Origin of the sequence: Clostridium sp. JS66 (genome assembly GCF_033561535.1) — a bacterium.
Lineage (GTDB): Bacteria > Bacillota > Clostridia > Clostridiales > Clostridiaceae > Clostridium_AM > Clostridium_AM carboxidivorans.
Genome location: NZ_CP131467.1, coordinates 384,950 through 408,851, shown reverse-complemented (window position 1 = coordinate 408,851; position 23,902 = coordinate 384,950). Strand labels below are relative to the sequence as shown.

Here is a 23,902-nt window from a genome sequence, read left to right as displayed (position 1 = left end):
TGAATACTAAAGCGGCAGAAGGTAATAGTTACCTTCTTCCACTTTAGTATTTTTTACGCAGTTTCTTTTTGCGTATTTAAAAACTTTTTATACATATATTTAAGTATTACAATCTTAATAAGGTACAATAGTATACCTATAGGTATCCATACTAAGGCATAGTGAATTCCCTGTTGTATATATGGGCGTAAAAAGTCTATATTTGAACCCTTTAAGCTTATTACCCTTAAAGGATCTGCTGAATATATAACAGGCCATAATGTTTCAACAATACGACTAAAACCACCTGGCATCATATATCCAGGCCATGAATAACCTGCAGTAAGAAATGTTGGTACAGATAAACACATAGAAAATCTATTAAAATCCGGAACCTTATTGAAAATAAAAGATAATACAAAGGCTACTCCAGTAAGGTCCATAATAAGTACGGTCATTATTCTAAAGTAATTTATAAGCGTTCCCCTAAGGGGCATATTAAAATACTTTCCTGCGCAATATAAGCAAAGAATAAAACCTATATATGCAAATAACATGGCTAACAATATTCTCAAACAAACAACAGCCATCTTTTTAATTCCCTTTTTTGATCTAAGCTTCATTTTAATTAAATTAGATTTTTCAGTAATTAAAATAGGTGTTACTACTGCTAAATAAGTTTGCTGAATTAAAATGGCTATAAGGCCATAAATTAAATACTTACCATAGCATAATTGAGGATCATACAATATACGTTCAGTAAAAGATAAAGAACTAACTGATTGTTGTGCCAAATAAGGCATCATATTATTTCCTTCTAATACGTTAAGTTGAATTTTTGCATTTAAAGTATTTAATATAGCACTTCCATAAGACAATGCATTATTTCCTATAACTATATTTGTTTCATTTACCAAAAGTATAGTCTTTGGAGCCTTCATTTCCGATACATCTTTACCAAAATTCTTCGGTATGATAATAGCAGCTTGAACTTTTTCTGATTTTATTTTTTCATTAATATCATCATAGGATCCAGCATGGTATGTAACCTTAAAGCCTGGATGATCTTCAAATTGTCTTACAATAGTTCTAGATGTAGAGGAATTATCCAAATCCAAAACACCAAAAGGTATTTGTTCAACAAATACCTTGCTGAATACTAAAGAAAAAAGCCAGGTAAAGAAAATAGGTAAAAGTACAAGTATTGCAACATTTTTTACTTTTGCAACAGTGATTTTAATGAGTTCCTGCTTATTCATACTTCCACCGCCTCTCCAGTATTCTTTACACTATTTTTCTTCTCTTTAATATGCTTATATCCCTTCTTAACTGCCTTCTTTATATAGAATACTCCTATTGAAAGTATCCACATCCAAATTATAAATTTAATAAACCAGCTTATTTCTGGGTTAATATACTCTGCTCCTATACCAACAAGAAATATTCTTCTCATAGGTCCTGCATAGTGTACAAAGGGAAGAATTGTTGATAAATTTTGAAAAAACTCCGGCATTGCAAGAATTGGAAAAGTATACCCTCCAAGTATACTTGTAGGTAAAACCGTCACTGCACCAATTTGTATAGAGAGTATTTTTTGATTCACAATAAGCCTTATTAAAACTCCATAACTTACTATTGCAATACAAAATAGTATAGTAAGTAAAATAGTTTCCTTAGTTGTCCCCCTAAAAGGAACTCCATAGTATTTAACTTGTATTGCCAAAGTTATCAAGGTAGAAAGAGCTCCTGCCAAACCTCCCAAAATAGTCTTTATCCATATAAATAAATAATGCTTTTCCTTTTTTACCATGTCTGCTCCTAACATCACAAAACATACTTGAGCTACAGAAATTAACATTCCTATATTTAAAAAGTTGCTATAATTTCTAGCAGGATTGTTTAAAATTCTATAATTAAAATACATAGGAAGCATATAATTCCTAGACACTTCTGGCATTACTCCAAGCTTTCCCTGCATAATCTGCTGTATATACCCAGTCTTTATGGATAAAAGTATTTCATCCATTCTTGACTTGGCTGCACTGGTAATTGACATCTGTGAACCATCATAAAATATAAGGACCTTAGGAGCATTTCCTTCTGTTAAATCCTTTGCAAAAGATTGTGGAATAATAACTCCAACTCTTGCCTTATTATTTTCTATTAAATTTTTAACATCTGAATCATTATCACTATAATTAGTTATATTAAATATTTCATTATTTTTTATTTCCTTTATAAGCATTTGGCTATAAGAAGAATTATCATGATCCACAATTACAGTTGGAATATTTTTAATTTCACCCTCACGCATTTCACTTCCTAAAATAAAACTACAGGCGATGGGAATAAAAAATATAAAGAATATAAAAGTTAAAATTCCTTTTAATTTCAAACCTATTTTTATAAAGTTCAGCATTTTATCTTTCATAATAGATTAATCACTTCACTTTCCAAAGTCAACAAGAGCTGTCATACCCTGGTGAAGTTGTTTAGTTGTATCCTCTAATTCAACCTTAACACCATAGGATAGCACATCAAAATCTCCATTATCATTTGTAGCTCTTTTAACAGCAAAATCTGGTTTTTCATTTATTCTTACTATCTTACCTGTAAACTTTTCCTTAGGGTAACTTGGAAGTTTTACTGAAACAGTTCCATTTAATTTTACCTTTGAAAGATCTGTTTCCTTTACATTACACTCAATCCATGGCTTAGTTGTATTTGTTATTACAAGAAGAGGCATACCTGTAGATACAAGTTCACCAACCTCTACATTTAGTTGGTTTACAATTCCATCTGCTGGTGCTGTGATTGTAGTATCAGCTATATAACTTTGTACTTCACTTTGTCCACCCTCAGCCTGCTTAATCTGTGCTTGATACCCCTGTATTGTTGCATCTGCTTGATTTACTTGTGCTTGTAATGCTGCTATATCTTCTTTTCTTGCTCCATCTTTAGCCAGATTATATTGACTTGTTGCTACATCCAAACTAGCCTTAGCTTTATCTAAGTCTGCTTGAGCTGCATAATTTTTATCGAACAATCCCTTTACTCTATTATATGTAGATAGGGCTAAATCATATTGAGCCTTAGCCTCATCTATTTCTTCTGGTCTTGCTCCATTTTGAGCTTTTGAAAGTGCTGCTTGTGCTGCTGCTTTTGCTGATTGTGCTGCTTTCATTTGTCCAGTAGCTGCATCAATTTGAGCTTTTGATTGAGCATCTTTTGCAACCAATGAACTATTATCTATAGTTATTAAAACCTGTCCATTTTTAATACTGTCACCTTCAGCTACCTTTATAGCCGTTATCTTTCCTGCAACTTTAGAGTTTATATTTACTTCCTTGGTCTCTATATTTCCCTGAACAACTAAATTAGAATTGCTTTTTTTTGTTAAATTATCTCCTGTAAGTGCTGCTGCATTGTTACTGCATCCTGTAAAAAAACATGTTATTATAATTAATGATGTGAAAATTAAACCTCTTTTTTTCATGGAAAAACCTCCTTATCATATTGTAATTATATTTTATATGAAAACATAATTACTTATTACTTTATTGTAAATTTATACCACAAGTTTAGGTAACTTATATAAATAGTAAACATATTTACTATTTATATAATAATTATACACATACTAATATTATTGTCAATATACCTAGCCTACCAGTTTTCATCAATTAAAATTATTAAATTTAATTTTCCCAACAAATTATATTGAAAAACACAATAATACCAGTACTTTTTATAATTTAAAACTATTTATAGCTACAATTATAAAAAACTTTATATTTAGAATTTTCTATTAAAAATAAAATGTAAGTAAATAAATTCACTTACATTTTATAAAAAACACAATATTAATATATCCCTTTATTGAATAGAAGCTGCTGTAGAAGCATGCCCATTTAAAGCATATTTGAATTGTTCCTGTACAATCATATAGTCATTTATAGCTTGCTCTAATGCCACCTTCTGAGTATTCAAAGCTAACTCTGCAGAATCCAATGATACCTTGTCTATTAATCCAGTATCAAAACTCTGTTTAGCCTTATCATAAGCCGCTTGAGCACTTTCTTCAGCTGCTACTTGAGCTTGAACTGTATCTTCCTTATTCTTTAAAGCATAATACGCTTTCCATAAATTCACATCAGTATTTGTATTAGTATTGTATAACTTATTTTGCAAATCTTCTAAATCAGCCTTAGAATTCATAGGTTCAAGAAGAGAATCAAAAGCATATTTCGTCTGTATGCCTACCTGTATTTTTTGAATATCAATATTTTTTTGTATGCTATTTAAATTATAATCTCTACTTATAGCCTCTTTGATTTTATCTCCTATATTAGTATCATCAAATTTAACAAATTGCTTTTTAGCAGGTGCTAAATTTAAAGTATTGTTTATATCCATATTTAAATATTTTTTAATATTTAATATAGATTGCTGCTGCTGCATATAAGGTGATGCTAATTGAGATAAAAGTTTACTTTTTTGAACATTTAGGGAATTAAGAGAATCCTTAGTTAATTGCCCTAAATCTATTTTGGCTTGTGTCTGCTTTATTTGTTCATCTAAATTAGTTATATTTTTATTAATATTATCCACTTGTTCTTTGGCTGTTACAGCGCTCATATATTGTTTTTGCAAATCAAATTTTACAGTATTAATTTTTTCATCCTTGCTATTTTCAGTATCATCAATATTCTGCTGATCTTGGACTGGTGTAACCTGCTTTTGTACCATAATCCCTGCATATTCTGAACCAGAATAATTAGCTTCAGTTTTACCGCTAGCATCTATTCCTATAACCTTTCTTTTATCATTGTCAAGCTGCTTATTCAGAGAATCTATTTTATTATTAAGTGACTGTACTTCTATATTACTATTTTCCACACTATTTAGAGCTTGGTCTAATGTTAAATCTGATATGTTAATGCTTGTAACTACGCTATCACTTCCAGTAACCATGACTGCTGCTGCTGCCATAGAAGTAGTTGACACGCTTAAAGAAATAGCTAAAGCAATTAAAAGGCTTAATCTTTTTCTCATAATTTAACTCCTCCATAATTATATTTTAGTAATCTATACCTGATGTTCCTATAGCTTTAGTAGAAAGTTGTGCAGAAGCATGACCATCTAACATGTATTTAAATTGTTCCTGTATTATCATATATTCATTTTTTGATCTTTGACTCATATTTTTCTGTTTATCCAAAGCTAAAGCTGCTGTATCCAAAGCAAGTTTATCTGTCATTCCATTGTCATAGTTACTTTTTGCCTTGTCATAATCTGACTGTGCACTTTTCAAATTTAAAGCTTGAGTTTCAACTGCATTTTCATCACTTTTTAAAGTATAATACTTGTTCCATATATTTGTTTTTGCATTAGCCTTAGCTGCAACTAAATCATTTTGTGCTTTTAACAAATCTGATTCAGCACCAGTAAGCCCACCACTTATATCATTATCATATTGTTTATATATTTCCTGCTGCTTTTTAGCAATATCCAAAGAATTTTGTGCTTCAATTACTCCGTAATCTTTTGCTACAGCTTCATCAATTTTACTTGATACATTTGTATCATCAAATATAGCAAATTCTTTTTTTGCATCAGCTAAGTTTAAATTTCTATTTAAATCTACATTCAAATACTGTTTTATAGTTAACATTGAACTATCTATATCCGCATTAATAGAATCAATTTGATTCATAAGCTGACTTTTTTGTACATTTAAAGAATTTAGCGAATCATTGGTTGCTAGTCCTAAATTAATTTGCTGCTGTAATTTATTAATTTGCTCATCTATATTTGTTAAAGTCTTATTTATATTATCTATTTGATCATTGGAAGTTAAAATATTTAAATACTGTCTTTCCATATCAAATTTTAAATTATTAAGTCTAACATCTAAAGCAAATTGTTGATTTTTAATGTTTTGTTGATCTTTTAATGGGGTAATAAGCTGTTGTGTTTTTGCCTGTATTTTATCTACTCCAGATGAGCTAGTATCTAACGCTATACCTATCTCATGATCTAAATCATACTGTTTATACAAAGAATCAACCTTATCTTTCATAAGTTTTATTTCTGTATTATTTTTTTCTATGCCACTTGTTGCATCATACATTGTTAAATTTAATCTACTATTATCAACTTGTACAATACTACTATCGCTATTGCCCGTAGTACTTTCTGCTGCCGCAAAAGAAGTAGTAGTTGTGCTTAAACAAATAGCTAATGCAATTAAAAAGCTTAATTTTTTTCTCATAATTTTACCTCCAATTTTAAGCCAATGTGATAAATAACTATACTCTATTTAATTAGTACTGGCACTTGCAAGAGTTGATCCATCTGCTCCAACGTCTGAAGCATAATCAAGATTCGTTTGTGCTAACCATATATCTCTTTGAGCAGACTTTAATGCAATTTCTTTAGCTTTAAGACCTACTGCTGCCTTATCAAAATCAATTTTGCTTATTAAGCCTACGTTATAGCTCTGTAATGCCTTATCATAAGTTTTTTTCATTGAGTCATAATCCTTCTTTATAGGTTCTAATTTTTTAACTTTAACCTGTAAATCATTATATAAATTATTTATTTCTATCGATATGTCAACTTTGTCTGTAGCTAATTTATTCTTAGCCGCCTCTACAGGATATTCAGCCACTTTATATTCAGGTGTATTTGAACCACTATATATTCCCCTTACAGATTCAAATTCCATTTTTTTTGTATTAATCATTTCAGTATCATTTTTTATTTTAACTCTATTTTTAATTGCATCTTCTACATAATCATTATAACTTTTTGTATTTGCTGAAGTTGCTAAATTATCCTTTGTAAAACCTGTATATTTTGTATTAATATCCACACCTAAAAGCTGATTAAGCTGTTTAGTATAGGCATCATATTGTCTTTGATACTGATTCAATTTTGCCTTTTCAGCAGTATATGCTGCTTCACTAGTTTTTACATCTGCTTTTGATACTAGTCCAAGTTGTAGCTGGAGCTGTGCCTTTTTATACTGATCTTCTACATTATTAAAATTTTGTTGTTCTGTATCTAACCCTTCCTTAAGACTAACAAGTCCTGAATATAATTTATATACACCAAGCTTCAGCTCATTTTCTGAAGCCTTTTTTATATTTGTATATTGGAATATAGCATATTTGTATTCTGACTGAGCAAAATCTCTTCCCTTTACAAGATTTAATTTCATACTATCATTATAATTTTGAGTATATTGAACATAACTTAATTTTTTATCATAGTCTGCAGCATTTCTCTGAGAATCTGCATACTTATTCTTAAGCTGTCCTATACTTAAATCAATTTTTTTAAGTGAATACGAATTTTCAATAGCCATATTTACAGCCTTGTCTACATCCAATATATTTTGCGTAGGCTGTGCAGCATCTGCAGCAAAAACTGTTGATGAAAATAATGTAGTAGTCAAAGCTGCTGTTATACATAATAATTTAAGCCTTTTCATATATAAAAAACCTCCTCTATAATTACCCTTTTTATACTAATTCATAAACTTTTCCAATACTTTTAAGCCTTTTAAAATACAATCAATTTCTTCATCACTAGCATCCTTAAACAAATCTTTAAAATATTCTATTCGATATTTTATAATTTGTTTTTCCTGCTGCAATCCCTCATCTTCAATATATATAAGTACCTTTCTTCTATCTTTCTCATCCCTCTCCCTTCTGACAATACCTAACTTTACAAGCTTGTCTACTACCACAGAGACTGTACTGTTTGGAATACCTAAAGTCTCGCTTAATTCTGTCAAAGTCTTTACATTTCCAATTCTTAATTGATTCATTATCATTAGAGTAGTTATAGTAAACTTTCTGTGTTTACCACCAATACCCTTTTTACTGTTTATTAATTTGGAAATAGAATTAATTTCTTCTACTAACTCATAAATCTTATCATCATTCATACTATTTCCTTTCAATATTAAATATTTCAATTATGAAGTAATTTTACCATATACTAAATTTTATTTCCATATATTTTTATTATAAAAAAACAGAAGCTTAAAAGCTGAAGTTGTAAGATAAAAGTAGACATGAAAAAAGCATGTCTACTTTTTTCATGTTAAAATCAAGTTAGAAGGATGTGATTATGATGAGTAGAACAAAAGGTGGTCAAAATAAAAAATGGTCTAAGGAAGAAAAACTCCGTATTGTCCGTAGATATTTTGATGAAGGTATTGGTCGGCCAACTTTAGCAAAAGAAGAAGGTATCGCAAGTGGTATGATTGCAACATGGATTCATAAATATTTAAATGAAGGTGAAGCTGGCTTAGAAAATAAAAAGAAATCAGGAAATAAGTTTGCAGCATTACATAGAAGCAAATCAATGAAGGAATTAGATCGACTTCGTTTAATTGTAGCAAAACAAGAAATCGAAATTGAAAGGTTAAAAAAAGGGTACATGGTGAAAGGAGTTGGTGCAAACAAGGAGTTCGTTTCTATAAAAGATCCGAGTACGAAATAATTGACAACTTAAAAGTTAAATATTCTCTTAAGGCTCTTTGTATTTTAATGCAGGTTAACCGTTCTGGGTACTACAAGTGGAAATCCCGTCAGGGTGTACAGAATCGATATGAGAAAGATAGGGAACTACTTACAGATTTACTGAAAGAAGCTCATAGCAAACATAAATCATATGGATATCATAGACTCGCTGCAGTCATCCGCAAGGAAACTGGGTGGTCGTTTTCAGATAATCTTGCACATAAGTGCTGTAAAATCAGTGGCATCAAATCCAAAGTTAGAAATTATAAATATAGGAGACCTGGGAATGAAAATATCGTTTATCCAAACATAGTTAAAGGAAAGTGGAATGCTTCAAAACCATTAGAATTAGTAGTTTCAGATATGACTTGCCTTAAACATAGAGGCCGCTTATACGAATTAACGTATATTATGGATACATACAACAATGAGATTATTGCACATCACCTCACATCTAAACCCGGTGATAGACGTACCTACTTTTTATGTTTGAAAGATTTAAAGAAAAAAATTGAAGAACAAACAACTCCAGTCGTTTTGCACACGGATCAAGGAGCAGTCTATTCTTCAAGAGCATTCGCAAAAGCTCATAATAATTGTAACATAATTCGCTCTATGTCGCGAGTAGGAACTCCAACAGATAACCCAGTTATTGAATCAATAAACGGTTGGATTAAAGATGAAATGGCAGTTGATTTTAGATTTTGGGAAGAAGATGATCTATTTGAATTTGTGGACAGATACATCCATTATTACAATAATGATAGACCAGCATATGCATTAAGTTATCAAAGCCCCATTCAGTATCGAACTGAACGAGGCTTTGGTTAATATTGCTTTTATTGTTGTCTACTTTTAGTTGACAACTTCAGCTTAAAAGCTTCTGTTTTAAAAAAATAAATTTTAAAAAGATGTTATACTTATACTTCTTTCCTTTAAGTCATCACCGGATGGAATATAATTAACATACTTTCCATCTACATCTCTATCTGTTGTTATTGACACTGTACTCTTAACCTTTATACCAATTTTTCCAGTAAATGCTTGTATATCGTCATTATTACTATTAAAGGTAAATATTATGGTGTTTTTACTTATTGATACCAAATCAGGTTTTAATTGTGTACCATTAGTACCTATAAATGCAAAATCATCTGCCTTTACACCACTATTTGCATTAAGTATTGTATCAAAGGTTATATAAATCTTTCCACCATTTTCATCTTTTGATGCTGTCCAATACTCTGAAGTAGTCTTAGGATTTAACTCATAATCATATATTGTATTTTGGTTGTTAGCTACTCCATCTGACAAAATATCTATAGATGCACCAGTTGCATCAGTTGTTTTGGCATATGCTTTTATTCCCAAATATGCTTTTTGACCTTGAGCTTTTATAAGATCTATCTTAGTTGTATTAACATCATTATTAATTTTTCCATTAGCAAAGCTTATTTGAGGCACTGCATTTTTTTCAGAAGTAGTAGCTAGGTCATCTTCATTAAATGTAAGTATTACTTTATCACCATCAGCACTTGCACTAGTTGGCGTCACTTTTCCCAATGTAAAATCCCCTGGATTTAAATTATCTATAGCCCTATCAAACTGAACTGAAGCTTTTAAATCATCACCTTCATAATAAACCTTAAGTGTATTGGATCTTACCTTAGCTCCCTTTGAATTAATAGTTATTACACTTGTATATGCTACACCATCTAATACATTGTAAGACTTATCTTTAACATTAGAAATTACTAATCTAAGTACATCATTAGTTATTCCAGTATTAGCAATATTTCCTTGAGCATCAGCTATTTTAACATGATATCTTGTAGGAAATTCAATTATGACACTTTTACCGTCTCCACCAAATATAATATTTGCATCATCTGGTAAAACCTTAGTATCTCCCTCGCCATTTGCAAATTTATAGTTATTTTTATTCATAACAGTATTTGTATCCATAGCTTCAGTGAAATAAACAACTATCTGATCCTTACCAGAAAAACTATTTTGCTTATAATATACTCCTGTTACCTTTGGAGCTATATCATCAACACATGTAAAAGCGGTGGAAGAATCATCCATTGTATTTGGCTTTGTTGCTGTATCTATAATATTCTTAACTGTTAAGGTATAATTTGAACCTGTTAATCTCCAATCATCATTAGAATTACTAGGGTTAGTCTTCTTTAATTTAATATCATAAATATTTGTATTACTAGTTTCATCTCCACCCCCAGTACTATATATTGCATCAATATGATTTGTTATATTTATACCTTCATTATCTTGTAATTTGTAATTAGATTTATTTGTAGCATAAAAATAATTAACATCCTTACTGAATCTAACACGAATAGTTTCACTGTCAATAGCCTTAACACTTACAACTGTTGGTTTTGTTTCATCTTTAACATCATTAAAGCTAACTCTAGTATCATCATCAACTTTATTTCCATAAGCATCTTTAACACCATTACTAATATAAAGAGTATTGGCTCCTGGTTGAATATTATTTAACCCTTTTATTTTCACTGTACAATCATTATTATCATTATCAAAACTAACTCCAGACATATAATTTAAATTCACACCATTTAATTCATAATTTTTTCTATCAAAAGCTGTCTTTTTATCCATTGATCTATCAAAAACCACTTGAATTTCTCCACTTGAAGCTTTATTTATAGAAACAATTGATGGTTTTGTAGTATTAGCATCTACTTTAAAATCTAAACTAGACTCCTTTAAAGCAAACCCAGCAGCATCACTTAACATTTCATTTGTTTCCCCATCTGAAATTTTTAATGTATGATTACCTGATGATATTGGCACATCAAAATAAAATTGAGCTCCATTTGCCCAGGTGCTGCCATTTACTATAATCCCATTTTTAATTTTTGTTAAGGATGAATCACTATCTATTCCATAACTTACTATGCTTTGTTCGTCAATTTTAATTTTATTTTCTAAAGCTAAAATGTCCTTTACATTAACAGCTTCTGAAAATTCTAATGTCAATAAATTATTTCCTTCTATATTTATTGATTTTAATTTAGGAACTTCAGTATCCCATAATGTTACATTTTCATCAAAGGAATCTATAGTCTGACTCTTATCTGCAGTTAAAATAGACTTTTTAACTGAAATTATAACATCATCATATTGTTTTCTTGGTGCCGCTAAAGTTATTAAAACTGTTTTATCATCAATAGCCTTAGCTACTGCCCCATTTACATCCACTGCATTTCCACCAGCATCTACAGGTGTTAATGAAACACCATTTAATTTGTAGTTTCTTACATCTTCAGCAGAATTGCTGTAAACAGATGTATTAAAATGAACTTTAAACTGACTTAAATTAATGGCTTCTATAGATTGAACAGTTGCTTGTCCATTCCCACTATTACTATCAGCTATAGCAGAATTTATGGCAGCTTCAGTATTTTTCGAAATAACCCCTATACCACCTACAACATTTAAATCTGTATTAACATTATGATTATTTTTAACATATGCTATAGCATTAGCTGTTCCATTTGAGTTTTCAGTATCAACTAATACCAATGGTGAACCTGACTTTCCAGCTACTGCTGATGCAACTAAGGCATCTGCATAACCATCACCTGATGCGTTGGCAATATACATTTTATCCATTTTAACAGTATCCTTAAATGCGGCTAAAACCTTCATATTAGTATCAAATCTGTCTAATCCACCATCTATTCTGTTTACAGCATTTAATGCATTGTAAATAGAATTATTTATAACATTTTTAGTTCCAACTACTGTAACCTTTGAATTATTTCTGCTCACAAAATCTATAACTGGTTTCATATAATCAGTGCTGTTCATTCCAAGTAAAAGGATTTGACCCTTAGCTGCTGCTATTGGAGCCACTGATAATGCATCTGAAAAGCCTTCCCCTCCTACCATCATAACATTAGCTGGATCAACTCCTAAATCAACTAATTTTTGAGCAACCTTTGCATTAGTCTCATATCTGTCAACTCCACCAAGTTCTATTAAATTATAATTAGATTTTAATGAAGTTCTTACTGAAGCTGAAACTGAAGCATTTCCACCTATTATGTATATATTTTTAACCTTTAATGAACTTAACGCATTTTGCGTATAAGTACTTAAAGACCCTGGAGATGTTAAAAGTATTGGTGCATTTAATCTTTTAGCTAGTGCGGAAGCACTAACTGCATCTGCATACCCTTCTCCTGTTACCAATATCACATCATTGCTGGTTGTCCAATTTGTTGTAGCAACCTTAGCTGCTGTAGCATATCTATCAATTTCACCTATTCTTGTAACCTTTCCAGGTGCAGCATTAACCAAAGCAGCTGGCAAAGCTGTAGTCAAAATTAATGACATTAGCGCACTACTTGCAAATATTTTTCCACCTTTTATATTCAAATTTACTACCTCCTGATATTATAAATAGATTACGAAATCAACTTTCGTAAATATAAAATTTCGACTTAAATATGTAGTAATTTCATTTTAATATCAGAACAGCACATGTTCAATTGATTAATTTATAGCAGTTATTGAATATAAAACTAAAATGTAAAAAAACATGAAAACTTAATTCCACCTTTTTTATAATCTACAAAATATCATGTAATGTTTTAACTAAACTAATCCATATTATTTAATAATAGTTAAATGCCTTTTTATAATAAAAACATCTTCTTTTGTCTTAAGTTCTTCATATCTTTAAAAAATTCATACTCCTGGGGTTTTTGAGAGACCTGAAAGATTGAGCTTACTAAAAAGAATCGCCAACTAACTTGACGATTCTTTATTTTACTGATTTGAATTTTTTATATCACTTGGGATCTTTGATTGAGCTTGTTCTATTTTACTGCTTTAAATGTTATTTTAGAATCTGCTTGAGTTTCAGTTACATCTTCTGCAACATCTATTGAATATATTCCTGTATCTAATTTAGTAAGCTTTTGATCATTATAATAAACATCATATTTTCCATCATTTGAAACATCTGTAAGTTGTACTATTATCATTGTCTTTTTGCCTACATCAAGAGAAGCTTTTACTCTTGTTTGATGCGCTACAGTTGTTTGTTGGTTATTATTTTCACCTGTAGGTACAGGTACAGCTGCATTTATAGCATTTTCTGTATTTTTAGTAACAACTCCTATACCACCTATAACATTTAAGTCTGTTTTAGCTTGAGCATTATTTTTAACATACGCTATAGCGTTAGTTGTCGCAGTTGAACCTTCAGTATCAACTAATACTAATGGTGCTCCTGATTTTCCAGCTACTGCTGAAGCAACTAGTGCATCCGCATAGCCATCACCTGATGCATTAGCAATGTACATTTTGTCCATTTTAACAGTAGTCTTAAAAGCATCTAAAACTTTCATGTTTGTATCAAATCTATCTGATCCACCATCTATTCTGTTTACAGCCTTTACTGCACTATAAATAGAACTGTTTATAACATTACTAGTTCCAACTACTGTTACCTTTGAATTATTCTGATTTACAAAATCTACAACTGGTTTCATGTATTCAGTACTATTCATTCCAAGTAAAAGAATTTGTCCCTTAGCTGCTGCTATTGGTGCTACTGATAAAGCATCTGAAAAGCCTTCTCCACCAACCATTATAACTTCATCTGCTTTAACTCCTAAATCCACTAATTTTTGAGCAACCTTTGCATTAGTTTGGTATCTGTCAGATCCACCAAGTTCTATTAAATTGTAATTAGCTTTTAATGAAGTTCTTACTGAAGCTGAAACTGATGCATTTCCTCCAATTATGTATATGTTTTTAGCCTTTAATGTACTTAATGCACTTTGAGTATCTGTACTTAATGTTGCTGCTGTTGTTAAAAGTATTGGTGCATTTAGCTTTTTAGCTAATGCTGAAGCACTTACTGCATCTGCATAGCCTTCTCCTGATACTAATACTACATCATCACTAGTTGTCCAATTTGTTGTAGCAACTTTAGATGCAGTAGCATATCTATCAATTTCACCTATTCTTGTAACTTTTCCTTCTGCTGCTTTAACAGGAACAGCTGATAAAGCTGTAGTTAAAATCAATGACATAAGAGCAGCACTTGCAAGAGCTTTTGTACCTTTTTTACTCATATTTTTTACCTCCATTATTGAATAAAATTATTCAGTTTTAATATTTTTTTGCACATACTAGTAAACTTACAACTAAAAATAACATTTTAGAATGCATTAATTATTTATATTAGTAATTCTATTTTAATGTTAAAGTGCTGTATTTTCAATGCATTAATTGATGTAAATTATTCAACTATTAACCCACAAATCCATAAAATATGAATTTTAGGTTTAATAATTTTCACTATATACATAATTTTTCATGATATTAAAACTAATATATAACAAACAAACTAATAGAATACATAGTTATCAAAAATATAGCTAAATGTCATACTTAACTATATTTTCATAAAAGCATCTATTTTAAATAATACCATCATATTACTTTTTTATAGGCTTAAATACTATTTTGGGTTCTGCTTGAGTATCACTTACACTTTCTTTTACATCTATTGAATATAAAGCCGCATCTAACCTAGTAAGTCTCTGATTATTATAAAAAATGTCATATTTTTTATCATCAGCAGCATTTGTCAATTGTACTATTATCATTGTTTTTTTATCTACATCTAAGGATGGCTTTACCCTTGTTTTATGTGATACCATTACTGGCTCTCCATCTGCTATCAGGCTCAACTTATCATTTAAAGATCTTTTATCAGCACCTTCTGGCAATTTTCCAACTGCCTGTTTTGCTGAATTTATATCTTTTTCACTCTTACTCTTTTCTGCTTTAGCTATTTCATCTGCAGCATTCTTTTTAAGTGTTTCATTTGCGGCATTTTTATTAGCAGCATTTTGAGCTGTCTGGTTAGATTTAGCTTTATTATATGTACTGTTCTTTTGATACATATAATATCCCCCAATTAAAATTAAAACAATAGCTAATGGTAAAATTATTTTTACTTGTTTTTTCATATTTGCCTCCACATTTACTAAATTTGGTTAAAGTTACCTAAACAAACAAAAAACAGAGAGTACAATCAAAGCACTCCTTTAAATACATAACTATTTTATTGGTATGGTCGTTTAATTACCATACTATTTTTCATTATATCATTTATAATTTTATATTTCAATATTGCCGCGGAACTAAATAGAGCCTTAGAAAAACTGTGGAAATTCCAATCACATCACTTTTTATTCTTTACTTAATTCCAAATTATTCATATTACTGTAAACTTAAAAATAATTATACTTATTAGTCCATACATGAATAATATTATTAATTTAGTAAAAAAATATTATAAACATATTGTAAATACATTGTATTTACTCTTATTGTTAATTGACAAAATTATTCTCCAGAATTATTATATCTGTATGGATATATTTTAACATTTTACATATTTCCTCATATTATTACAAAAGGAGGTATTTTATGCTATTAAACGATGCCGTAAATAAGTTCATTTATCATCTTATCATAACAAGTAAAAGCAAAGAAACTATAAAATCTTACACTTCAGATTTAGCAGCCTTTCAAAACTTTCTAGAATCAAAGTATAATTGTGCTGTTTATTTAAATGAAGTTAAAGATATAGATATAGATGATTATCTGTACACATTAAAAGTAAAAAAGTTATCCTCTGCTAGTAGAAGCCGACAGCTCTATACTCTTAGATCTTTTTGGAACTATATGTATAAAAACAATTTTTGCAATTTAAATATAGCTATGTCAATAGAACCTATAAAAATTCAAAGAAAAGAACGAACTTTTTTGTCACCTGAAGAAGTACAAGATCTTATAAATGCAATTGATCATCCAGTAGTTAAAACCGTTGTACAAACACTCTTCTATACTGGCCTTAGAATTAGTGAGTCTTTGAACTTAAAATTAGAAGATGTGGATATTGAAAATAAAATCATACATGTAATAAACGGTAAGGGTGCAAAAAACAGAAATATACCTATTAATATACACTTGTTATCTATATTACAAAACTACATAAAAACATATAGATCTTCAGTAAAAAGCATCTATTTTTTCGCTACAGAAAAATCCGGAAGCTTGAGTGCCCCCTATGTAAATAGAATTTTAAATGATACTGCCAAAAACCTTGGATGGCAAAAACATATAAGTGCTCATATACTTAGACACAGCTTTGCATCTAACTTAATTAAAAATGGAGTAAATCTTGTTTATGTTCAAAAACTTTTAGGACACTCAAACTTAAAGGTTACATCAATATACACCCATGCCAATATGGATGATTTAAATAAATGTATAAATCTTTTATAACAGGGAGTGAAATTAATGGAAATTTATGATGGAATCACTGAATGTGCTGCTGCTAGCAATGCTGAAAAAACTGAATATGACGATGACTATATATTAAAATGCCTTATGAAAGGTATAACAAGAGAAGATCTAGCAACTAAACTTAATCATAAAAACTATAGAACTTTAGATATGTATATGCGAAGAAGAGGTTACTTTTGGGATTCTGAAAAACAAACTTATATAAAAAAAGCTAATTCCAATACAAATATAAGCTATGAATCTCCAAGTTCCGGAAAAACAGAAAAAATAATTTCTCTTTTTAGCGCTGGACTTGAACCTTTAGATATAGCTAAAAAAGTAGGCATGGCTGACCACAGGTCCATGGCTGAATATATGAAATCAAAAGGTTATATATGGTCCCACGAAAAACATAACTACATTCTTTTAAAAGGCGAACTTCCTACTGAAGATTCGATCCATTTTAAAGAAAATATAGAACAATGTGATTACAATGAGTATTCTACTGAAATTGAAAATTTACCACATGATGAACTTCAAAAACTAGAAACGTTGCTTCCTATGCTTGAAATGATAAATAAAAACAAAGAAAAGTTAGCAGAACTTTTATGCACTAGTTTAACTTCTACCCTCCCAAGGTACTCTGTAGGAGGTATTACAATAACTAAATCCCTATGTATGTCTCATTCTCTTTCACAACTTGTTAAAGAATTTAGCAAAGAAAAAAATATAAGTCAAAGAGAAATATTTGAAATATCTATAGTAGAATTTCTAAAAAAATACGGATATGAAAGTGAAGTTAATGCTTTATTTTCATCATAAGTAATTTTCCTATAATATCTACATAAAATGCTATATACCAACTATAGCATTTATTTTTTTCGCGAGTTACTTGCTTTTTATAATATTTTTTCTTTTAACATTTATTTTATATTTAGTTTTATAATGAAACAATATTTTTATTTTATTAAATATTTAATAAATATTCGTCAATGCAAGAATTTCAATTTATTAATATAATATATAACTAACAAATGTTTGCAATATTCAAATGCCATTGTACAAGCTATACTGCCATTTTCACCATGTAAAAATGTGGTTAAAAAAATGGAAATATAAGTGCTATTACCGAAACTACTGTTACAGTTCAATTAAGTGGAACACCAACTACAGCTCCAACAACTTCAGATTTTACTGTAAGCGGAAATTCAGTTACAGGCATTGCATCTGGAGCAGCTGCTAACTCATATGTTCTTACTTTAGGAACAAGCCTAACTGGAAAAACTGGAACTTTAACAGTTGGATATGCTGGAACAACAGCTTCAAATACTTATAATTTTGTATCCTCTACTAAAGCTGCTGTTAACAATGTAGTGTTTGATAACTATAGAGAATTTAAAGTTAGCTATAGTACAATTATAGACCATACTACAGCCGTAAGTCCAGACAATTATTACTTTGAAATAGCAAAAGGTGACGCTTCAGTAGCATCAGCAATGACTGCAGCTGGAGATGTTACAGGAGGTTATAGATTATCAGAAATAACTGGTGGTGCAGAAGTAACAGGATATACATCTACAGCTACTGATACAAACGGTAATACTGTTTCAGGGTTAGCAGGATGGTGGTTAGATCATATAGTAGCAACTGATGTAGACGGAAAAACAGTTGTAACAATCCAGTTACCAGAAACTGCAAGATTTAATAATGGTTTAACTTTAAAATCATTAGCAGGTGCTGTTGGAACAGATAAGGCTTTAAATAAAGATGTAACTGTTAACGTTGCTGTACGTAATGTTAAAGATGCAACAGGTACTAGAGTAATAGATACAGCAGTTAAAGCAATGCTAATAAATGACTCAGTTAATCCAGTACTTGTAAAAGTTACAGATGCAGCTGGCAATACAGTTGATTTAAATAATACAGTAAATTTACCAACTGATACAACTGCTAAACTTACATTCCAATTCAGTGAACCAATTCAAGTAACTACTCCTGCTGCTAATGCAAATGTTTTACCTAAAAATGCACTTGCTATAGTTGATGGAATAAAGGTAGATGGAACTAATAGTACAACTGCAATAGATAGTACAACTTTAGCTGGAAGCGCAGAAGGTAAATATGCTGATGCTTGCAAAGTTACTTTAGATGTAAAAGATTTACTTACAAAAGCTGCTAATGGAAAAACATTTGCAGTAGGTAATAGTTATAACATCAAATTAAATGGATTTGGAGATTTAGCAGATAACGTATTTGCTTCAACTTTAAACTTTAACATTAAGTTAACTCAACCAGTTAGCCAAACTGCTACAAAACCTGTAATAACAAAAGTTGATCAAGTTCTTGACAATGTATTTAGAGTAGAAGCTAATCAAGCAAATGTTACAGGTGTATTAGCAATAGATAATGCTGATGGAGCAAATCATGCTGTTGAAGTAATGGTTCCATTAACACAAGCATATACAATAGGCGGAGTAAAACATTATTATTCATATGTAGAAGTACCAGTTAGTGACAATGCAGGTTCACCAGCAACAAATAAATTAGAGTTTGCAGGAGCAAAATTTGTATCTAAAAAAGTTACAGTTAATAGCGTTAAGCTTCTAACAGGAGCTGCTAATACTGACACAGTTGCACAAACTGGAGATGATTATGTACCAGCTTCAAATATGATAGTATATAAAGATACTTTAGCACCAGAATTAGTGACACCTACAAGCAATAGTTTAGCTTATGGTTCATCAACTACTTTGAACTTTGTATTTGATGACAAGACACCATTTGCAGCTGTTGACAAAAATGAAAATACAGCTATTTATACTTTACAAAATACTGTAAAACAAAATGTAAAGAATTTATACAATGGAAATATACGTTTAGCATTACAATATACAAAAGCAGACGGTACTATTGTAAACAAACAGTTTGATGAAGCAGTTACAGCTAATGGTACAGTTCAGACTACACCAGCTGCAATAACTTTTGCAAATGATACTTTAAGTGTAAATTTAGCAACTTTAGAAGCTGGCGCATTATTAGATAGTGGAAAATTACCACAAGGTGCAGTTTATACAGTAAACTTACCTACAGGAATGCTTTCAGATGGTTACTTAAATGCAGATGCAACTGAAAATGGATTTGGACAAAAGAATGCTGCAGCTAATGTAGCAGCTCTTAAAGCTCTTGCAGTTGGAGCTACTGCTTCTGGCGTAGCAGCTGTTGCAGATGATGATGGTGGAGCAGATGTTACATTTGTAGATGCTGCAGGACGTGAAGCAACACATGGATATACTACAAATGCTTCAACAGTAACATTCACAGTTGGGAATCCAACATCAACTGTTTTAGATGTTGTACCACAAACTTCTGAACAACTTATTACTTTTAATAATACAACTAAAGAATTAGCTGTTGAGTTTACAGGTAATCCTGATGATTCAGTAAAGAACTTAGATAATTACTTAATCAATGGCAAAACATTAACTTCTCTTGGAGCAAAAGCTTCTGATCTTACAGTAACAGATACAACTAATGGAAAGAAAGTATTTATAAAAGTTCCAGCAGGACAAGTAGTTGTAGATGCTCCAGTTGTTATAACTGTACAAAACGTACAAAATGTTAAAGGTGCTAAGATGACTCCAGTATCTAAAACATTACAAGTAAAAGATACAACAGCACCTCAATATATAAGCGGAGCAGTAACATCAAATAGAACAATCGAATTAACATTTGATGAAACTGTACAATTGGATGCTACTAATGGTGCAACTGCAACATCTGCAGCAGCAAACTTTGATGTAATCTTCAATGGAGCTAAGATATCTGTAAACAGTGTTAGTGCAAACGGAAACAAATTAACATTAACTGTTGGTTCAGATATAGATGCAACTTCACCTTTATCAGTTTCAGTTAAGAACAATGCAAATGGTAAGATGGAAGTTACTGACGTTGCTTCAAATGGACTTACAACAGGAAGTTTAACTGTTAAATAGTAACAACATTTCACTTCTTAAGATTCTTGAATAAGGATTATGGATGAATTTTAAAGAAGGATAACCTAAAAGGTTATCCTTCTCAAATTTATATAAATGAACGGATAAACTAAGATCATAAAATCATATCAAAACTTTATAAATAATAGTCACATCAAATAAATCACAAAATAACCAGGGCATACACTGGTTGAAAAATTTAATGTCATATACCATTAGATAAAGTATAATTCTTTATCTAATGGCTTTTCTATTTATAAGTTATTTCAGCTTAATTGATCAGCATAACAGATTGTTTTACATTTTTTGGGCATATAAACTCCTAATTACTAGTGACAAAATCTGTCTAAAATTGATATAGTAATATTAAAATATAAATTTAAAAGGGAGTGTAGAAGGTTATTGTGAGGAAGAATAAGAAAAACACAATTTTTATAGTATTTTTTGTATCTTTTGCCTTAGGTATTTTAGCGTTGCATGTACAAGCTAAATCACCTATATCTTTAGGTGAAAAAATTCTTGAAACTAATAAACTTAATAATAGTAAGGAAGAAATATTTACAATAAAAAATGGTGAATACCACAAAAAATTATTGCAAAAGAAGAATGATAATTGGACAGTAGAAAAAGATGAATTAATAACACTTCGTAAAACTGGTTTAAAAGAAAAAGAAGGAATTAGTAAAGATACATTGCTTGGAAAATCTGTTGAAAATAAACTCAAATCATCTGGTTATGATCTTCAACAATTACCAGATAAGCTTGATTATTCTACTTCTCCTTATCTTCCTCCTGTAGGAAATCAATTACAGGATGACTGCGTTGCTTGGAGTACAGGCTATTACTTGAGGACATTTCAACAAGCTAAGGATATTGGTTGGTCAGTAAAAAATCAGGATATACCTATACCCTACCATGTATTTAGTCCATCTTTTATATATAATCAAATTAATGGTGGAGTGAATAATGGAGCTAATATAGAGGACGCAGGAGATTTGTTAAAAAATGTAGGAGAAGCTACATTAAAGGATTTTCCATATAATCCTCAGGATTTTACTACTCAGCCTAGTGCAGAAGTTAAGGCAAAGGCTGCTACTAATAAAATAAAGGATTGGACAGTGCTTTATACAAAGAACGATTCATCTGATTACATAGTGCAAAAAACTAAAGAGTACTTAAATACAGGAGATCTTATTGTAGTAGGTCTGCACATAGGATTCAAGTTTAGATATCCAACAATACAACCAGATGGCACAAGCATTATATCTTCTGAAGACTATGTAAGTAGTGGCCATGCTATTACTATAGTAGGTTATGATGATACTCTTGACACTCCTGATGGTAAAGGAGCCTTTAAAATAGTAAACTCATGGGGAAAAGAGTGGGGTGATAATGGCTTTAGCTATGTAACGTATAGCGAAATAGCTAAAAATTTAACAGCTGGTTTTGTATTTACAGATTTGCCAAATGGCCATATAGTTGATGATATACAAGCAATTAATTCTGAAATACTCTCACCCTACAAGTTTAAGTTAACTTGGGATGCACCTGTTAATGTTAGTGGATATAAAATATACGATGGAAATTATAATTTAATGTCTAACATATATAGCAATACTTATGAAGAAAGCATCTCAGTACCTGGCAATATAGTTAGATATATTCAGCCTTTTAATTCAATATCAACAGGTTCATTGACTAGTGTACAATCAAATTCTTTAACATTAAAAAATAGCGATATCCCTGTAAACATAAGTAATAAGCAAAATTTTAATGTTTCATTTAATGGCAGTGGTAATTATTCTGTTCAAATAACATCTTTGGATGGTCAATTAGTAAATAAGATAAATAATTTGATTGCATCTCCTGGTATATCCCAAGTTACGTGGAACTGCAAGGATTTAAGTGGTAACGAAATTAATGATGGTCAGTATAAGCTATATATAACTACAGATGAAAATGGAACTCAGAAAGAATTGTATTCAAGTATATTTGATAAACATAGTAAAGTAAGTAATGCAAGTTCTAAAATATATAAGGACAACAGTGAAATAAAAAGTGTTGAGGTTACTTTTACACCTAGTATAGATTGTAACATTGGTATTAGTGTAGTAAACAATAATGTTTCTACTAATGTAACTAATAATAAAGCTATAAAGGCAAATCAACCTTTTTCCTATATAATTGATAAAGATCAATTTAATTTTAATAGTTTGGATTTATCAAAAGTCCATATAGATGTTGACGTTAATTAGCAGGCTGTACTAAACAACCAAAATAAAAATAGATAAGAGTATGTACTAAAAACTAACTATTTGTTACTTTAATACATACTCTTATCTATTTCTGTTTTATGTATCTGTTACAATACGATAGTACAATTTATCCGTTCATATTTTATTCACAGCATCAAATAGGGACGTTGTGAAACAAAATGAGCTTGCTAGTTGTTTATCTTCCACTTATCTCCTATTTTAACAACCTGCCAAGACTGTGAATTTTTATTATCTTCAAGTTTTTTTATATCCTTAAGATAATATACTTTTGCAGTATTTTTATTTTTAAAATCTTGAACAACCTTCATATGTTTCATTATAGAATCAGCTGTAGATGGATCATATTTAAAAATATCCGCAGCAGTGTGGTTATTTCTATAGCTGTCAAATGCCTTTTCATTTAAAGCATTATTAGGATTTTTAAAAACAACTATGTAATCTTTATAAGTACCTTGTTTAAAATATAATGTTTTTACAAGAGTATTTATTGGCTCAAGCTGTTCTTTTTCCGCTGCTAAAATCTTATTATTAGCAGCTGCATCTAGTTTATGTTTTTCATTATACTTATATAGACCGCCTCCAATAAGTCCTATCAAAACTATAATAGAAATTAATATAAGTATATTCTTTTTTTTCATATTAGATCACTCCTCAATAATAACATAGAGTATTTTATTAGCCACATCAAAAGGAAAGGGCCATTAAATAGAGTACATAATTTAATATGAACTTTATCTAATAGCCTATAATA

17 protein-coding genes are annotated in these 23,902 nt (G+C 30.2%); 6 read left to right on the top strand and 11 right to left on the bottom strand.

Going from position 1 to position 23,902, the window contains the following annotated elements:
* Positions 1-53: 53 nt before the first annotated feature.
* From Q6H37_RS01915 to Q6H37_RS01885, 7 genes are all read right to left on the bottom strand, one after another.
* Positions 54-1,238, bottom strand: coding sequence for an ABC transporter permease (locus Q6H37_RS01915; protein WP_318738918.1), 1,185 nt, complete (start codon positions 1,236-1,238; stop codon positions 54-56).
* A complete protein-coding gene (locus Q6H37_RS01910; RefSeq protein WP_318742898.1) occupies positions 1,235-2,398 on the bottom strand; it encodes an ABC transporter permease in 1,164 nt (387 codons plus the stop codon). The genes Q6H37_RS01915 and Q6H37_RS01910 overlap by 4 nt, the downstream gene beginning before the upstream one ends.
* A gap of 27 nt (positions 2,399-2,425) precedes the next feature.
* A complete protein-coding gene (locus tag Q6H37_RS01905) occupies positions 2,426-3,475 on the bottom strand; it encodes an HlyD family secretion protein (protein ID WP_318738917.1) in 1,050 nt (349 codons plus the stop codon).
* A 380-nt stretch (positions 3,476-3,855) separates the two neighbouring features.
* Positions 3,856-5,034 (bottom strand): TolC family protein, encoded by a 1,179-nt coding sequence (locus tag Q6H37_RS01900; protein ID WP_318738916.1) that lies wholly within the window; start codon positions 5,032-5,034, stop codon positions 3,856-3,858.
* Between the two features lie 25 nt (positions 5,035-5,059).
* Positions 5,060-6,253 (bottom strand): TolC family protein, encoded by a 1,194-nt coding sequence (locus Q6H37_RS01895; RefSeq protein WP_318738915.1) that lies wholly within the window; start codon positions 6,251-6,253, stop codon positions 5,060-5,062.
* 48 nt (positions 6,254-6,301) lie between these two features.
* The gene (locus tag Q6H37_RS01890) at positions 6,302-7,477 is read right to left on the bottom strand and encodes a TolC family protein (protein WP_318738914.1); all 1,176 of its coding nucleotides are present in this window, start codon (positions 7,475-7,477) and stop codon (positions 6,302-6,304) included.
* A 36-nt stretch (positions 7,478-7,513) separates the two neighbouring features.
* Positions 7,514-7,939 carry a MarR family winged helix-turn-helix transcriptional regulator gene (locus Q6H37_RS01885; protein ID WP_318738913.1) on the bottom strand — a complete coding sequence of 142 codons (426 nt, stop codon included), beginning with the start codon at positions 7,937-7,939 and terminating at the stop codon, positions 7,514-7,516.
* 185 nt (positions 7,940-8,124) lie between these two features.
* Here Q6H37_RS01885 and Q6H37_RS01880 point away from each other — a divergent pair, with 185 nt between their 5' ends.
* Both Q6H37_RS01880 and Q6H37_RS01875 read left to right on the top strand, forming a co-directional pair.
* Positions 8,125-8,499: a transposase gene (locus Q6H37_RS01880; RefSeq protein WP_318733555.1), complete on the top strand. Its 375-nt coding sequence runs from the start codon at positions 8,125-8,127 to the stop codon at positions 8,497-8,499.
* On the top strand, positions 8,496-9,350 hold the full coding sequence (locus Q6H37_RS01875) for an IS3 family transposase (RefSeq protein WP_318742896.1): 855 nt from the start codon (positions 8,496-8,498) through the stop codon (positions 9,348-9,350). Before Q6H37_RS01880 ends, Q6H37_RS01875 begins: the two co-directional genes overlap by 4 nt.
* Before the next feature lie 72 nt (positions 9,351-9,422).
* On the opposite strand, the gene Q6H37_RS01870 is transcribed toward Q6H37_RS01875, so the two are convergent.
* The 3 genes from Q6H37_RS01870 to Q6H37_RS01860 all read right to left on the bottom strand — a co-directional run bounded on the left by Q6H37_RS01870 (position 9,423) and on the right by Q6H37_RS01860 (position 15,559).
* The gene (locus tag Q6H37_RS01870; protein ID WP_318738912.1) at positions 9,423-12,947 is read right to left on the bottom strand and encodes a cell wall-binding repeat-containing protein; all 3,525 of its coding nucleotides are present in this window, start codon (positions 12,945-12,947) and stop codon (positions 9,423-9,425) included.
* Positions 12,948-13,390: 443 nt separating this feature from the next.
* A complete protein-coding gene (locus tag Q6H37_RS01865; protein WP_318738911.1) occupies positions 13,391-14,656 on the bottom strand; it encodes a cell wall-binding repeat-containing protein in 1,266 nt (421 codons plus the stop codon).
* Between the two features lie 366 nt (positions 14,657-15,022).
* On the bottom strand, positions 15,023-15,559 hold the full coding sequence (locus Q6H37_RS01860; protein ID WP_318738910.1) for a hypothetical protein: 537 nt from the start codon (positions 15,557-15,559) through the stop codon (positions 15,023-15,025).
* Between the two features lie 463 nt (positions 15,560-16,022).
* Between Q6H37_RS01860 and Q6H37_RS01855 the strand changes: the two genes are divergently transcribed.
* The 4 genes from Q6H37_RS01855 (at position 16,023) to Q6H37_RS01840 (ending at position 23,130) form a co-directional block, all read left to right on the top strand.
* On the top strand, positions 16,023-16,883 hold the full coding sequence (locus Q6H37_RS01855) for a tyrosine-type recombinase/integrase (protein ID WP_318738909.1): 861 nt from the start codon (positions 16,023-16,025) through the stop codon (positions 16,881-16,883).
* 15 nt (positions 16,884-16,898) lie between these two features.
* On the top strand, positions 16,899-17,705 hold the full coding sequence (locus Q6H37_RS01850) for a hypothetical protein (RefSeq protein ID WP_318738908.1): 807 nt from the start codon (positions 16,899-16,901) through the stop codon (positions 17,703-17,705).
* 551 nt (positions 17,706-18,256) lie between these two features.
* Positions 18,257-20,875 (top strand): hypothetical protein, encoded by a 2,619-nt coding sequence (locus tag Q6H37_RS01845; protein ID WP_318738907.1) that lies wholly within the window; start codon positions 18,257-18,259, stop codon positions 20,873-20,875.
* Positions 20,876-21,279: 404 nt separating this feature from the next.
* Positions 21,280-23,130 carry a C1 family peptidase gene (locus Q6H37_RS01840; protein ID WP_318738906.1) on the top strand — a complete coding sequence of 617 codons (1,851 nt, stop codon included), beginning with the start codon at positions 21,280-21,282 and terminating at the stop codon, positions 23,128-23,130.
* 188 nt (positions 23,131-23,318) lie between these two features.
* On the opposite strand, the gene Q6H37_RS01835 is transcribed toward Q6H37_RS01840, so the two are convergent.
* Complete coding sequence (locus Q6H37_RS01835) at positions 23,319-23,789, bottom strand: hypothetical protein (protein WP_318738905.1); 471 nt, start codon at positions 23,787-23,789, stop codon at positions 23,319-23,321.
* Between the last annotated feature and the right edge of the window lie 113 nt (positions 23,790-23,902).